This window comes from Streptomyces sp. WAC06614, from assembly GCF_003949795.1.
In the GTDB taxonomy this organism is placed as follows: domain Bacteria; phylum Actinomycetota; class Actinomycetes; order Streptomycetales; family Streptomycetaceae; genus Streptomyces.
Window position 1 is genome coordinate 1 of sequence record NZ_RPRY01000179.1, and the last position, 15,006, is coordinate 15,006.

At 73.8% G+C, this 15,006-nt stretch carries 11 protein-coding genes; all 11 read right to left on the reverse strand.

The features are described 5' to 3' along the window. Nucleotides 1-117: 117 nt before the first annotated feature. The 11 genes from EF918_RS22410 to EF918_RS22460 all read right to left on the reverse strand — a co-directional run bounded on the left by EF918_RS22410 (nt 118) and on the right by EF918_RS22460 (nt 14,936). Nucleotides 118-969 (reverse strand): alpha/beta fold hydrolase, encoded by an 852-nt coding sequence (locus EF918_RS22410; RefSeq protein ID WP_125649621.1) that lies wholly within the window; start codon nt 967-969, stop codon nt 118-120. A gap of 112 nt (nt 970-1,081) precedes the next feature. After that, entirely contained in the window at nt 1,082-2,353 is a 1,272-nt protein-coding gene (locus tag EF918_RS22415) for a CdaR family transcriptional regulator (RefSeq protein ID WP_125649627.1), read from the reverse strand. Between the two features lie 134 nt (nt 2,354-2,487). Continuing rightward, on the reverse strand, nt 2,488-5,316 hold the full coding sequence (locus EF918_RS22420) for an AAA family ATPase (RefSeq protein ID WP_125649630.1): 2,829 nt from the start codon (nt 5,314-5,316) through the stop codon (nt 2,488-2,490). 59 nt (nt 5,317-5,375) lie between these two features. Beyond that, nucleotides 5,376-5,990 (reverse strand): FMN reductase, encoded by a 615-nt coding sequence (locus EF918_RS22425; protein WP_125649633.1) that lies wholly within the window; start codon nt 5,988-5,990, stop codon nt 5,376-5,378. Further along, nucleotides 5,987-7,072, reverse strand: a complete 1,086-nt coding sequence (locus tag EF918_RS22430) for an LLM class flavin-dependent oxidoreductase (protein WP_125649636.1) — start codon at nt 7,070-7,072, stop codon at nt 5,987-5,989. Before EF918_RS22430 ends, EF918_RS22425 begins: the two co-directional genes overlap by 4 nt. A 68-nt stretch (nt 7,073-7,140) precedes the next feature. Continuing rightward, nucleotides 7,141-7,977, reverse strand: coding sequence for an alpha/beta fold hydrolase (locus tag EF918_RS22435; protein WP_125649639.1), 837 nt, complete (start codon nt 7,975-7,977; stop codon nt 7,141-7,143). A gap of 135 nt (nt 7,978-8,112) precedes the next feature. Next, a complete protein-coding gene (locus EF918_RS22440) occupies nt 8,113-10,935 on the reverse strand; it encodes an AAA family ATPase (protein WP_260610503.1) in 2,823 nt (940 codons plus the stop codon). After that, a complete protein-coding gene (locus tag EF918_RS22445; RefSeq protein WP_125649642.1) occupies nt 10,932-11,819 on the reverse strand; it encodes a carbohydrate ABC transporter permease in 888 nt (295 codons plus the stop codon). The genes EF918_RS22440 and EF918_RS22445 overlap by 4 nt, the downstream gene beginning before the upstream one ends. Then, nucleotides 11,816-12,793, reverse strand: coding sequence for a carbohydrate ABC transporter permease (locus tag EF918_RS22450; protein WP_260610504.1), 978 nt, complete (start codon nt 12,791-12,793; stop codon nt 11,816-11,818). Before EF918_RS22450 ends, EF918_RS22445 begins: the two co-directional genes overlap by 4 nt. Next, nucleotides 12,790-14,121: an ABC transporter substrate-binding protein gene (locus EF918_RS22455; RefSeq protein ID WP_125649645.1), complete on the reverse strand. Its 1,332-nt coding sequence runs from the start codon at nt 14,119-14,121 to the stop codon at nt 12,790-12,792. Before EF918_RS22455 ends, EF918_RS22450 begins: the two co-directional genes overlap by 4 nt. 104 nt (nt 14,122-14,225) lie before the next feature. Further along, complete coding sequence (locus tag EF918_RS22460) at nt 14,226-14,936, reverse strand: alpha/beta fold hydrolase (protein WP_125649655.1); 711 nt, start codon at nt 14,934-14,936, stop codon at nt 14,226-14,228. Between the last annotated feature and the right edge of the window lie 70 nt (nt 14,937-15,006).

Below are 15,006 nucleotides of genomic sequence, written 5' to 3' on the forward strand. Positions count from 1 at the left end.
CTGATCTCCCGTGCGCCCGAACGGGTGCCTGCCGGGGCACCCGTTCGGGCGCACGGGAGATCAGTGTGAGGGGCATGAGGGTTCCTAGCCGTAGGTTCGTGCAGGGGGAGGGCGGGCTCAGGCCCGGTTCACCGGCTCCTCGGCCAGGAACTTCTCCACCACGGCGTTGAAGGCCGGCGGGTTCTCCAGGAAGGGGAAGTGCGAGTTCGCCACGTCGGAGGTGAAGACGTGCAGGCGGGCGCCGGGAATCCGCTCGGCGACGAAACGCTGTGCATCGGGGTGGACGTGGCTTCCCTCGCAGCCGATCACCAGGGTCGGCACGTCGATCCGGGGCAGCACGTCCCGCCAGTCCTGCGCACAGTGGTCGAACAGCAGCGGCACGCCCGCGTGGGCGGGTGTCGACCGGATCTCCCGGGTGACGAAGGCCAGCACCTCGGGGTCGGGTTCGCCGGAGAACATGCCGCGCACGAAGTCGGCGCGGACGGTGTCGCCGTCGGGACCCGCGAGGGCGGCGCCCAGGTACAGCAGCCCCGACACGTCGAAGAGGGCGCCGGCGTCGCGCTGTTCCCGCTCGGTCGTCCAGGGCACGGCGGCGACCGCCGCGGGCTGGTCGACGGCGACGAAGCGCCGGATCCGGCCGGTCCCGTACTGGTCGATGAAGCTCCACCACACCGAGACGCCCATGGACCAGCCCAGTGCGTCGAACCGTTCCAGGCCGAGGTGGTCGACGAGTTCGAGCACGTCGCGGGAGAGCCGGGCGATGCGGTAGCCGTGGCGCGGCTTGTCCGACCACCCGTGGCCGCGCAGGTCGACGGTGACGACCCGACGGGCGGGTGCGAGTCCCTCGACCTGGTGGCGGAACATCGCCTGCGTCTGCCCCCAGCCGTGCAGCATCACCAGCGGGACGCCCTCGCCTCCGGTGTCCTGGTACGCGAGCCGTGCGCCGTCCGTCGTGATCAGTTGTTTCATGACCCTCCCCTGGTCGGAGGCGGTACGTCGGCCCCGCCCGTCCCGCACATCATCGAACGGGGCCCGAGGCCCCCACCACCGCGCGCTGTAGGAATCGGACCGTGGATCCTCCTCACTTTGTCGAACCGGGTCCGGGTCGGAGGTCCCTGCCGGGGCCCGGGGCGAGCAGGTCCCCGACCCTGAGGCCGAGGTGCAGCGTCAGCCGGTGGGCGCCGTCGTCGAGGTCGAGTCCGGTGATCGCCTGGATCTGGCGCAGGCGGTAGTACAGCGAGGTGCGGTGGATGCCCAGGGTCTGCGCGGTCCTGGGGATCGAGCCCGCGTGTTCGAGGAAGCAGCGCAGGGTCTCCCGCAGGCGCTCGCCGCCGTGGGCCTCGGCCAGGGTACGGAGCGGCTCCGGGACCAGCGACGCGTTCAGGGCGTGCTCGGGGAGCTGGAGCAGCACGGCGAGCTCCCCGAGGAGTTCCCAGTCGCCGATGCTGTGCAGGGAGGGCAGCCGGCGGGCCGCGCGGGCCGCCACGAGCGCCTGCTCGTACGAGGTCCACGCGTCGTCCAGGCCGGCGTGCCGGCCGCCGACGCCGATCACGGGGTCCGCCGACGGGTCCAGGAAGGTGCGGAGTTCGTCGAGGATGTGGGCGGACTGGGCGGCGACCTCGTCCTGGTGCGGCGGCCGGTCGCGCAGCTGCAGCAGGAGCGCCCGTTCCTTGCCGATCGCGATGAGTCCCTGGGCGGAGCGCCGCTGCCGGTACCCCTCCAGGGCGGCCCACAGGGCGGCCTCGGACTGGCGCACGAGCTCCGTCCCGCACCGGAGCTGCACCACGGTGACCAGGACGTGCTCCGCCGCGCCGAGCAGCCCCGTCTCCTTGCCTCGCCGGCGCGCGGTGGTCCGTGCGGCGACGTCGGCGCCGACGAGGGCGAGGGCCAGGTCCCGCTCGTCGGTCTTGCGGGTGTCGGCGGCGAGCTGTTCTCCGTACATCTGGGCCGCGATGGCGTCCGCGGCCCGGGCGATGGCCGTCGTCTCCTGCTCCCCCAGCGTCTTGTCGGGGACGACCACCACGAGCAGCCCGAGGAGGTGCCCCCGCTCGCGCAGCGGCACGACGTACCGGGGCAGCAGTCCGAGATCGTCACGGCCGTCGATGAACCCGGGCCTGGACCACTGGGTCACGCCCTGGGCGAGCACGTAGCGGATGGCCGCGTTGTCGGCGCGGCCCTGCAGCAGGGTGCCGATGCGCACCGGGTCCTCGTCGCCGAAGTGGCGGCTGGTGCAGACCATGCGGACCAGCGGGTCGTCGACGGCGACGGACCGGCCGAGCCGCTCCGCGAGCTCGTCGACGAGTGCCTGGAGCTCGGGGCTGCCGGGGCGGGCTCGCTGGAGCCTTACGGTCATGCGTCGTTCCTCTCGATCGACCGTCCCCGCGGACTTCTTCCTTCCGCGGTTCGTGACCAGTCTGAGGAGGCGACCACGTCGGCACATCGCATGAATCGTCCATTGCGAGGACACCCACGGGGGATACGAAGCGACTACTCTCCGCTGTCACGGAGCTTCACCAGCCGGGTGAGCTCCGCGCGCGAGGTGACGTCCAGCTTGGTGAAGGCCCGGCGCAGGTGGGAACCGACCGTGTGCGGGGAGAGGGAGAGCTGCTCGGCCGCCTGATGGTTGGTCAGCCCGCGGGCCACGAGACGGACGACGCGGGTCTCGGCGGCCGTCAGCTCGGGCCAGACGCGGTCGGGTCCGGCCGGCGAGGGCCGCTTGCGGACACCGGCCGCCCGCAGGCGGCGGCGCACCCGTGCGACGTCCCGTGCGGCGCCCGCGCGCTCGTAGAGGGCGAGGGCCTTCTCGAAGTACGGCACCGCTTCGGCCCGTCGGGTGACCGCCAGCTTGCGTCCGGCGTCCTCCAGTGCCGACGCCCGGGCCAGCACCCGGGGGCAGTCCTCGTAGAGCCGGACGGCGCGTACGAGGGGGGCGAGGTCGTTGTCGAGGAGCCCCCGGGCGTGGGCGGCGGTGGCGGCGAGGAAGGTGAGGCCGGGGTTGAGCGCGGCGCGCCGCTCGGCCTGGGCGACCGCCTGCGCGGCCCGTTCGAGCGCGCCCGCCCGCAGCGCCAGACGGACGAGCACGGGGGCGTCGGCGGGGTCGATCAGGCCGGCGTACGCGGGCCGGTCCTCGGCGGGCGACGTCATCACCTCGTCGAGTTCGGCCATGGCGCGGTCGGGCCGGCCTTCGGCGTCGGCCGTCAGGGCCAGCATCCAGGAGCCGAAGTGCCGGACGACGGGCGCGTCGTCGCTCCGCATGCGCCTGGCCTGCGCCGCGTACGTCCGGGCGGTCGGCCGGTCGTCGGTGTGCAGCGCGACGCGCAGCATCACGTACCGGAGGGTGACGTCGGCGAGGTTGCCCGGGCCGGGATCGTCTTCCGCGGTCGCGGCTTCGCAGTCGGCCCGGGCGTCCGCCAGCCGTCCGGCTTCCAGCAGGATGCGGGAGCGGGTCATGAGCCACATGCGGGTGGCGGCCGTGCGGCCCTGCGTCGCGGTGGTGCGGATGCCCTCCTCGACGACGGCGAGCGCCTCGGCGGTGCGTCCGGTGGTGTGCGCCAGGAGGGCGTGCCACAGGGCCTCCGGAACCCACAGCGAGGTGCTGACGCCCAGGGCGTCGGCCAGCGCGGCGGACCGCTCGGCCTGCCGGAACGCCTCGGTCAGGTCCATGCGGTGGAAGCTGACGGCCGAGCGGACCGTGGTCAGGGTGGCCTCGGCGCTGCGGTCCCCCGCGGCCGCCGCGGTCTCCCACGCCTGCGCGGCGACCTGTTCGGCGGCCGTGTGCTCGCCCGACATCGACAGGCCGACCGCGAGCACGGCGAGCAGTCGTCCGCGCGCGGTCAGGGAGATCCCGGGCAGGGCCGCGCCGGCGCGGGCCTGCCGGACCGCCTCGGAGAAGTCGAAGGGGACGGCGAGGCGTGCCAGGGCGAGGCGTACGAGGGCCTCGTCCTCGGGTCCGAGGCCGCCGGCCGCCAGGGCGGTGGCGCCCAGCTCCCGGGCCTGGGCGGCCCGGCCCGTCTGCCAGAGCAGCGGGATCGTCTCGGCGATGATCCGCGGGCGCTCCGGAGCGGCCGCTCCGGCGAGTTCCAGGGCCTTGAGGCTGCGCTCCGCGGCGGGTCCGGGCGCGGTGGCCGCGAGTTCCGCCGCTTCGGTGCGCAGCCGGTCGGCCCGCGCGGCGTCCCCCGGCGCCGGCCTGTGGGCCTGCGCGGCATCCGCCGGTGTGCCCGGGGGCAGCCCGGCGGCCTGTCGGCGCAGGGCCTGCCGCAGGGGCACAGGGAGGCCGGCTTCCACCGCCTCGCGGATCAGGTCGTGGCGGAAGGCGAGGTGGTCGCCGCTCTCGGCGAGCAGATCGGCGTCGAGTGCTTCCCGTACGGCCGTGATGAGCGCCGCAGAGGACCTGCCGAGCAGTTCGGCGAGCAGCGCGACGGTGACCGTGCCGCCCACGGCGGCCGCCGTCTGCACCAGCTCGCGCGCCTCGTCGGACAGCTGGTCGAGGCGGCGTGCCACGGAGGGGAGCTGCCGCGGGGCGGGGGGTCCGGCCGGCATCCGGGCCGTTCCGCTCTCGATCGTCACCGCCTCCTCGCGCAGCGGGCCGAGCAGTTCGACCAGCAGCTGGGGCACCCCCTCGGCCCGCTGGGCGAGGCGCAGGACGTCCGGGTCGGGAGGGGCGCCGAGGACGTCCTCGGTGATCCGGGCGACCGCACGGTCGTCCAGGGCTTCCATGACCAGCTCGCGTGCGCCCGCCTGACGGATCCGGTCCAGGGTGGTGCGCACTCCCGACGGCACGCTGCCGCCGCGCACGGCGACCAGCCACAGGATCGGGTACGACGAGAGTCCCGCCGCCAGGGTGTGGAAGGTGAGGAGGGTCAGGTCGTCGCACCACTGGAGGTCGTCGAGGACGACGAGCAGGGGTCCGTTCCGCGCCGCCTCCCGCAGGCGCTCCCCCAGCTCCTGGAGCAGCCAGAACCGCTGGCCGGGGGTCGTGGCGAGGTCCCGCAGGCGTTGGGCGCCCGACAGCGGTTCCTCGCCGGAGAGGACGCCGTCCAGCAGCGGCCCGAGCGGTACGAACTGTCCGTCGGGGTCCGCCGCTCCCTCGAACACCCGGGTCCCGCGCCGTCGCGCGGCCGCCGCGGCCTCGGCGAGGATCCTGGACCTGCCGATGCCGGCGGGACCCTCCACGCGGACGATGCCGCCGTCGCCCCGGCCGAGCGCGTCGAGCCGCTCCTCGATGAACGCCAGTTCGGCGTCCCTGCCCCGCAGGGGTGTCGGTACGCCGTCGAGCCCCTCGGGCACGGTCCTCGTCGTCACTGGGTTCACGCTCATACGGCGGAACAGTATGAACCATGGGCACCACCCCGGCGCGGCCCGGTCCGGGGCCCGTCTCAGTCGAAGCGCAGGTCGGCCAGCCGGCGTTCGAGGAGGGTGACGTCGTCCTCGGGCTCCGCCCCGACCGGGCGCGCCGCCATGAGCGTGGCGAGCTCGGCGCCCGCGCGGCGGACGCGGCCGGGCAGGCCGTCGGTGTACTGGTCCCCGCCCGAGCCCCAGTCCTCGGAGGCCGCGAACACGGCGGTGGGGACGACGACGGCGCGGAGGTGGGCGAAGAGCGGGCGGACGGCGTGCTCCAGGACCAGGGAGTGGCGGGCCGTACCGCCCGTCGCCGCGGTCAGCACCGGCTTCCCGGTGAGGGCGTCCGGGTCGATGACGTCGAAGAAGGACTTGAAGAGCCCGCTGTAGGAGGCCGCGAACACGGGGGTCACGACGATCAGGCCGTCGGCCGCCGTCACCGCGTCGATCGCGGCGCCCAGGCGCGGGGGCGGGAACCCGGTCACGAGGTGGGAGGCGATGTCGCCGGCCCGTTCGCGCAGCTCCACGACCTCCGTCGACGCCTGGTGGCCCTGGGCGGCGAGTGCGTCGCGGGCCGCTTCGGTCAGCCGGTCCGCGAGCAGGCGGGTGGAGGAGGGGGTGCTCAGCCCGGCGGAGACGACGGTCAGCTTCACGCGGCCGGCACCTCCCGGACGGCGCGGAGCGACGCATGCGTCGGGGCCTGCGGCACGTCGGCCGGACGTCCCTTCGCGAACTCCGCGCGCAGGACGGGCACGACCTCTTCGCCGAGGATGTCGAGCTGTTCGAGGACGGTCTTCAGCGGCAGGCCCGCGTGGTCCATGAGGAACAGCTGGCGCTGGTAGTGGCCGACGGTCTCCCGGAACGACAGGGTCCGCTCGATGACCTGCTGGGGCGAGCCCACCGTCAGCGGGGTCTGCTCGGTGAAGTCCTCCAACGACGGGCCGTGGCCGTACACGGGCGCGTTGTCGAAGTAGGGCCGGAACTCCCGTACGGCGTCCTGGGAGTTCTTCCGCATGAAGACCTGGCCGCCCAGGCCGACGACGGCGTCCTCCGGCCGGCCGTGACCGTGGTGCGCGAACCGGCGTCGGTAGAGCTGCACCATGCGTCGGGTGTGGTCGGCGGGCCAGAAGATGTTGTTGTGGAAGAAACCGTCGCCGTAGAAGGCGGCCTGCTCCGCGATCTCGGGGGACCGGATGGATCCGTGCCAGACGAAGGGCGGGACGCCGTCCAGGGGCCGCGGTGTGGAGGTGAAGGCCTGGAGCGGCGTACGGAACGTGCCCTCCCAGTCCACCACGTCCTCGCGCCACAGCCGGCGCAGCAGCGCGTAGTTCTCCTTGGCGAGGTTGATGCCCTGACGGACGTCCTGGCCGAACCACGGGTACACCGGACCGGTGTTGCCGCGGCCGAGCATGAGGTCGACCCGGCCGTCGGCCAGGTGCTGGAGCATCGCATAGTCCTCGGCGATCTTCACCGGGTCGTTGGTGGTGATCAGCGTCGTGGACGTGGACAGGATCAGTTTCTCGGTGCGGGCGGCGATGTGGCCGAGCAGGGTGGTCGGTGACGACGGGACGAACGGCGGGTTGTGGTGCTCGCCGGTCGCGAAGACGTCGAGGCCGACCTCCTCCGCCTTGAGCGCGAGGGCGACCATCGCCCTGATGCGCTCGTGTTCGGTCGGGGTGCGACCGGTGGTGGGGTCGGGGGTCACGTCCCCGACGGTGAAGATGCCGAACTGCATGGGTGTCTGCTCTCCTGAGCCGGGTGACGCCGGGGTTCCGGCGTCACCCGGCGGTCAACGGTGCGGTGTCACTTCGCCAGGAAGGCGAGGAGGGCGGTGTTGACCTCCTCGGCGTGGGTCCACAGCAGGCCGTGCGGGGCGCCTTCGATCTCGACGTAGTCGGCCGACGGCAGCGCCTTGTGGAAGGGGCGCGCGGTTCCCTCGGCCGGCAGGATGCGGTCGGCGGTGCCGTGCAGGATCAGGGCCGGCACGTCGACGGCGGGGATGTCGGCGCGGAAGTCGGTGTACCAGGTGGCCGGGGCGGCGGAGGCGGCGAGGGAGCCGCCGCGGGCCGCGGTGTCCCAGCTGTTGCGGACGGCCTCCTCGCTGATGCGGGTGCCCAGGTTCTCGTCGAGGTTGTAGAAGTCGTCGAAGAAGGCCGTGTAGTAGGCGTACCGGTCGGCCTTGACGGCGGCGACGACCCCGTCGAAGAACTCCTTCGGGGCCACCCCGTCCGGGTTGTCGTCGCTCTTGAGCAGGCAGGGCTCCAGGGAGGCCAGGAAGGCGACCTTGGCGACGCGGCCGGAGCCGTACGTGGCCACGTAGCGGGCGACCTCGCCGGTGCCCATGGAGAAGCCGACGAGGACGGCGTCCTTCAGGTCGAGGGTCTCCATCACCGTGTTCAGGTCGGCGGCGAAGGTGTCGTAGTCGTAGCCGGTGGTCGGCTGGGAGGAGCGTCCGAAGCCGCGGCGGTCGTACGTGATCAACCGGTGGCCGGCGTCCAGCAGCGCGGCGCTCTGGCGCTCCCAGGAGTGGCCGTCGAGCGGGAAGCCGTGGATGAGGACCACGGGCTGCCCGGCTCCCTGGTCCTCGTAGTACAGCTCGACGGGGCTGGTGTTCTCCTGGCCCACGGTGATGTACGGCATGGGGATCTCCCTCGATTCGGGGTGGCTGGTCCGCGCGTCGGAACGGCGCGGTGTGCCCGTCACGCTAGGACCGGCCGCGCGCCCGCTGTTGCCGTCCCGCGCACCGCCCCTTGCACGGGGGCGCAGAGCTCCCGCTCAGGCGTCGCCGGCCGCTCCGTCGTCGTCCTCCGCGAGGACGATGCGGGCCAGGTGGACCCTCGAACGCACTGCGAGCTTGCGGAAGATCGACGCCAGGTGGGTGTTGACCGTGTGCGGGGAGACGACGAGGGCCTGCGCGGCCGACCGGTTGGTGTGGCCCGCGGCGATCAGCCGGGCCACCTTCCGCTCCGAGGCGGTGAGCGCCTCCCAGCCCTGGTCGGTGCGCGGCCGCGGACGTCCGGTGCGTCGCCGGCCGGGGCGGCGTGCGGCCCGTTCCAGATCGGCCCGGACCCGTTCGGCCTCGGCGTCGGCCCCCGCCCGGGCGTAGAGGTCGTGCGCCCGGGTCAGGGCGGGGGTCGCGGCGGTGTCGCCCGCGGTCAGCAGCGCGCGCCCCAGGTCGGCGGAGGCGGCGGCCAGGGGCAGCGGCCGGGGGCCGTCCCGGAGGATGTCCACCGCCCGCTCCAGGAGTCCTCGGTCGGCGTTCACCAGGGCGCAGGCGTGGGCGGCCGTGCCCCGGGCGGTCGGCACGGCGGGGTTGCGGGTGGCGTGGGCGGCGGCCTGGGCGGCGAGGTCCTCGGCCAGTTCGCGGTCCCCGCCGCGCAGGGCGATCCCCACGGCCTGGACGACATGGGGGCGCAGGAGCCGCCACCGCAGGAAGGGGTGGTCGCGCTGGACGGAGCGGACCAGTTCGGCCGCTGCGGCGTGGTCGCCGTCGGCGTCGGCGAGGACGGCCTCGAAGTAGCGGTGCGTGGCGTGGTTGCCCGTGTTCGGCCGGTCGGCGACGGTCGTCCGCACGACGTCCAGGTGGGCCCGCGCGGCCTCGCGGTCGCCGCGCAGCATCGCGAGCAGGCCGCGGTTGACACGGATGTTGACCAGGTTGCCGGGCACCTGGAGGTCCGCTTCGAGGCGTTCGGCGGTGACGAAGTCGGCGTCCGCGTCGTCGAGCCGCCCGAGCCCCAGGTTCAACGTCCCCTGGGCCCAGATGAGCATGGCGGGGCGCAGGGGGGCCTCGCCCGCCGTCCGGAGCAGTCGCCGTACGGCGTCGAAGTCGTCCAGGTGGATCAGGGCGACGGCCTCCTCGGGGAGGAAGGCCGAGTCGAACACGCTCAGCGCCGTGTGGTGGGCGACGGCGGCGGCGCAGTCGCCCGCGTTGAGGGCGATCTCGCCCAGACCCCACAGGGCGAGGACGCGCGCCTCCCGGTCACCGGCCCGCTCCGCCTCGGCGAGCGCCCGTTCGCCGGTCTCCCGAGCGGCCCCGAGGTCGCTGCCGCGGGAGCGGGCGAGCGCCTGCCGGGCGGTCAGCCGGGCGCGGATCGCCGGGTCGGTGACGGCTGCCAGCGCCGTCGTGGTGCGGCGGGTCAGCTCGTGCACGTCGTCGAGGTGCCAGAGCGCGTCGCCCAGGACGCACTGCAGACGGGCGAAGACGTCCAGGGGCGGCTGCCGGGCGAGCAGCACGTCGCCGGTGTCCCGGGCCTGCGCGTACCGGCCCGCGCGGGTCAGCGCGACGACGGCCCGCTCCCCCACGTCGTACGCCAGGGGCGCCCGGGGCGGTACGAGCTCCAGCGCGCGGACGGCCAGGTCGGCGGCGAGGTCGGGCATCACGGCGATGACGTCCTCGGCGGCCGTGCCGAGCAGGGCGATCGCCTCGGTGTCGCCGGGTTCGGCGCTCTTCAGCAGGTGCGGGACGGCGTCGCCGGAGCTCCGGCCCGCCGCGACGAGCCGGCCGGCGGCCTCCCGGTGCAGGGCCCGGCGCACGGAGGGGGCGAGGTCGGCGTACACGGCCTGGCGCAGCAGGTCGTGGCGGAACAGGAGGCGTGCGCCGTCGTCGTGGAGGAGCGCGGCGGCGATCGCCTCGTCCACTTCGGCGCTCAGTGCGGAGGCGGGCCGGCCGCACAGGGCGGCGGCGTCGGCGAGGGAGAACGCGCGGCCGAGGACCGAGCCGATCCGCAGGAAGTGCAGGGTGTCGGGCCGGAGGTCGGCCAGGCGGCCGCGTACGCCGAGGACCAGCCGCTCGGGCGGTTCCGCGCCGTCCGCGCCCGTCGCCGCGATGCCCGAGAGCATCTCGGCCGCGAGGAAGGGGTTGCCGCCCGCCCCGTCGAGGAGCTGCTCCACCTGCGCCGGCAGGTCCCCGCCGAGGACGTCGCGCGCCAGCTCGGCCAGGGCCGTCCCGGACAGCGGCCGCAGGGGGAGGGTCGTCGTCAGCGGCCCCTGCCCGTACAGCTGCGGGTCCTCCCTGCTGGTGAGCAGCCAGAGGACGGGGGAACTGAGCAGCCGGGCCGGCATGACGCTCAGGGCGAAGCGGCTCAGCGGGTCGGCCCATTGGACGTCGTCGACCGCGATCAGTACGGGCGCGCCCGCCGAGCGTTCCTCGATCAGCTGGGCAAGGCGTTCGACGAGCCAGATGCGCTGGTCGTGGTGGCCGGCGAGGTCCGCGACGTCCGTGCCGGAGAGCAGCGGCGGGTCACCGTGCAGGAGGCCCGAGGCCAGGGAGGCGAGCGGCGCCAGCTCGTGCAGTTCCTCGGCGCGTCCCTGGCTGACGACGAATCCCCGGGCCCGTGCCAGCGTGACGGTCTCCCGCAGCAGGGCGGTCTTCCCGATCCCGGGCTCGCCGAGGAGCAGGGCGACGGCGCCTCCCTCGCCGTCGCGCACCGCTTCGACCAGGGCACGCAGCTGCTCCAGTTCGGCCTCGCGGCCACGGAGGCCGGGCCGGCTCAGCCCCGTCGCCCCGCCCCGCCCGTCGGGTCGGTCGGGGCGGCCGGGTCGGTCGGGGCGGCCGGGTCGGTCGGGGCGGCCGGGTCGGTCGGGGCGGCCGGCGCTCATCCCTTGACCGATCCGGCGAGCAGTCCCCGGGCGAAGTGCCTGCGCAGGCAGAGGAGGACGAGCAGCGGGACGAGCGAGGCCACGAAGGCTCCCGCGGTGAGCCGCTGCCACTCGTTGCCGTAGGTCCCGGCCAGGTTCGCCAGTCGGACCGTCATCGGCGCGGTCGCGGCCGTTCCGCCCGAGAGGGTCAGTGCCACGAGGAGGTCGTTCCACACCCAGAGGAACTGAATGAGGGCGAAGCTGACCAGGGCCGGGCGGGCCAGCGGCAGCACGATCCGCAGCAGCAGCGTCCCGTGCGACGCGCCGTCGACACGGGCGGCCTCGATCAGCTCCCGGGGCAGCGCCGCGAGGAAGTTGTGCAGGAGGAACACCGCGAACGGCAGCGCGAAGGCCGTGTGGGCGAACCAGACCTGGCCGAACCGCGCGGGACCGGTGAGGTGCCACGCGGGCAGGAACAGCCAGCCCTGGGAGAAGAGCCTCAGGAGGGGGACGAGCGCCATCTGGAGCGGCACGACCTGGAGCGCGAAGATGCCGACGACGAGCGCGTCGCGCCCCCTGAAGTCGATCCAGGCCAGGGCGTACGCCGCGAAGAAGGCCAGGACGAGCGGGAACAGCACCGAGGGAAGCGTGATGACGACGGAGTTGACGAAGTACTCCGCGAGCCGCCCCGACCCGTTCCCCCCGCCGGACAGCACCTCCGCGTAGTTGTCGAGCGTGAGGTGCGGCGTACCGAACACGGTCCACCAGCCCGTCGCCTTGATCTCGTCCTCGGGGCGGAACGAGGAGAGCAGCAGACCGAGGGTCGGGGTCGTCCAGAGGATCGCGATCACCACGGCGACCGACGTGGAGGCGCGGGAGGCCAGCCGCTCCCGGACGCCGTTCACCCGCTCCTCCGCTGTACCCGGACCACCCGGACCTGGTGGGCGACGAAGGGGGTGACGAGGAGGAAGAGGAGCACGGCGAGCGCCGCGCCGCGGCCGGTCTCGCCGTGGCGGAAGGCCTGGTCGTACGTCTCGTGGGCGAGGACGCCCGTGTCGAACTGCCCGCCGGTCATGGTCCTGACGATGTCGAAGGCCTTGAAGGTGCCGATCGCCTGGGCGAGGAGGACCACGCGCAGCGTGGGCCTGATCGACGGCACGGTGATCCGCCGGAAGATCTGCCCGGGGGACGCACCGTCGAGCCGGGCGGCCTCGGTCAGCTCCGCGGGTACGGCCCTGATCGCGGCGGTCGCCAGCACGGCCGCGAAGCCGGCCTGGGTCCACACCATCACCACGACGAGGAACAGGACGTTCCAGGGAGAGTCGACGAGCCATTGCCGCGGTGCGCCGCCGCACGCGACGACGAGCTGGTTGAGCAGTCCGATCTGCCGGGCTTCCGCGGGACGGTAGGCGTAGACGAACTTCCAGACGACACCGGCGCCGACGAAGGAGATCGCCATCGGCATCAGGACCAGGGACAGCGCGAACGTCCTGCACCGCGACCGGGCGACGGCCGCCGCGTAGAGCAGACCGACCGCGGTGGAGGCCAGCGGCACGAGGACCACCCAGGCCAGGGTGTTGCGCAGCGCCACCAGCGCCCGGTGGTCGGTGAACATCCACACGTAGTTGTCGAGGCCGGCCCACGTGTCTCCCCCGCGGTCGGTGAACGACAGCGCGAGGGTGCGCAGGCCGGGCAGGAGCAGACCGATCGTGAGCAGCAGCAGCGCGGGCGCCAGCAGGACCAGGGCCGCGGCCCTCCTGCGTACCGGCCCCCGGTGCAGGACGAGGAGGACCAGGCCGACGACCGCCGCGAAGGCGGCGACGCCCTGGAGCAGGTACAGCAGCTTGGGTTGCTGGGCGACGGCGTCGAACGCGATCACTTTCTCGGCCAGGACCGTTCGACGGACTCGGCGACCTGCCGGGTGCTCGCGCCGCCGATCCAGTCGACGGCTCCCTTCCAGAACGTCCCGGCGCCGACCGACGCCGGCATCAGGTCCGACCCGTCGAACCTGAACTGCGTCCCGGGGTCCTGGAGCAGCTGGATCGACAGCCGGTCGACCGGGGTCGCGGCATGCGCCGGGTCCACACCCTTGTGCGCCGAGACGAACGGGCCCTTCTTCATCCGCGCGTTCGCGAAGGCGGCGGAGGCCAGGTACTCCTGGAACGCCCGCACCTCGGGGCGGTCGGCGAACGCCGAGGTGAACACGCCACCGCCCAGGACGGGGCGGCTCGACGGGTCGGCACCCGGCAGCAGGAAGACGTGGACGTCCTTGTCCGGGCCGATCTCGGTGCCCTTGGGCCACAGGTCGGCGTAGAACGAGGCCTGCCGGTGCATCGCACAGTCGCCGGAGAGGACCGGTGTGCCGGCCTCCTGGAAGGAGATCGACGCGATCGAGCGGGCCGGACCGAAACCGCCGTTGGCGTACCGGTCGTTCTTGAGGATGGACCCCACGGTGTCCATGGCCTCGATCACCTTCGGGTCGTCGAAGGGGATCTCGTGGGCGACCCACCGGTCGTAGACGTCCGTGCCCTGCCGGCGCAGCAGGACGTCCTCGATCCAGTCCGTCACGGGCCAGCCGGTCGCCTCGGCGGACTCGATGCCCGCGCACCAGGGCTTGACGCCCGACGCCGCGACCTTCTCGGTGACGGCCATCAGCTCGGTCCACGTGCGGGGAACGCTCAGCCCCCGGTCGCGGAAGAACGTCGGGGAGTACCAGACGAACGACTTCACGTTCGCGACGAGCGGCGTGCCGTAGAGGGTGCCGTCCACGGTGGCGTAGCCGTTCCAGTCCGCCGACCAGCCCTGCTGCGCGAGAGCCGCGACGCCGGCGCTCACGGGCTTCAGCTTCCCCGCCCGCGCGAAGCGTTCCATGAGGCCGGGCTGGGGGAAGAACGCCACGTCGGGGGCGTTCCCGCCGTCGACCCGGAGCTGGATCCGGGCCTCGAACTCCCCGTCGCCCTCGTACTGGACGTCGATTCCCGTGCAGTCGGCGAAGTCCGCCCACGTCTCTTCGAACAGGTCGGCCTCCCGGTCCCGGTTCTCCGCGTACACGGTGACCCGGGTCCCGGGGTGCGTGCCGTAGCGGGCGTACGGTGCACAGTCCACGGTGGGGTGCGCGTGCGGACCGCGGTCCTGCGGGTTGCCGCAGGCGGTGGTGACGACGGCGAGGGTGATGACGGCGAGCGCGAGCCTCGCGCCGGACCTCATGGGTGTGCTTCCTCCGATCGCCCGCCGCAGGTGCTCGGCGGGCGTTTCGGAAAGCTACCGGGTTCGAACGACATAGACCAATCGTTCGATGTTCAAGCGCCGGGTCAGTGCCCCGTGGCCTTGGCCGCGTCCAGGATCAGCTCCACCACGGCCTCGGGCCGGGCGAGCATGACCAGGTGGGAGGAGTCGACCTCGACGGTGGTCATGCCGGCCCGCTCGTACCCGTACCGCTCCACATCGGGGTTGATCGTGCGGTCCGCGGAGGCGACCAGGCCCCACGAGGGCTTGGTCCGCCACGCGGCGACCGGTGCCGCCTCCGAGAACGCCCGTGCGGCGAGGGGGCGCTGGGAGACGGCGAGCACCGCGGCGAGGTCGGGGTCGACGTCCGCCGCGAACAGGGCGGGGAACCGGTCGACCGCCACCGAGACGTCGGTGCCGCTGTCGGTGGAGCCGGGCACGGGGAACGGGGTCTGCACGAGCGCGTCGGCGAGACCGGAGTCGGGGAAGCGGCCCTGCAGCTCGCCCAGGCTCTCGCCCTCCTGCAACGCGTATCCCGCGAGGTAGACCAGGGCGCGGACGTTGTCCTCCGTACCGGCGAGGGTGATGACGGCGCCGCCGTAGGAGTGCCCCACCAGGATCACGGGGCCTTCGACGGCACGGACCACGGACGCGATGTACGCGGCGTCGTCGACGAGGCTGCGGTTGGGCACCGCCGGAGCGACGACGTTCAGGCCCGCGGCGGTGAGTGCGGGGACGACCCGGGCGAAGCTGGAGGCATCGGCGAAGGCGCCGTGGAAGGTGACCTCGCCGTCCAGCTCCGCAACCTGGAACGCCAGGCGGGCGTACGCCGCACCCTCTGACCCGGCCGCCGGGCCCCGACACCCC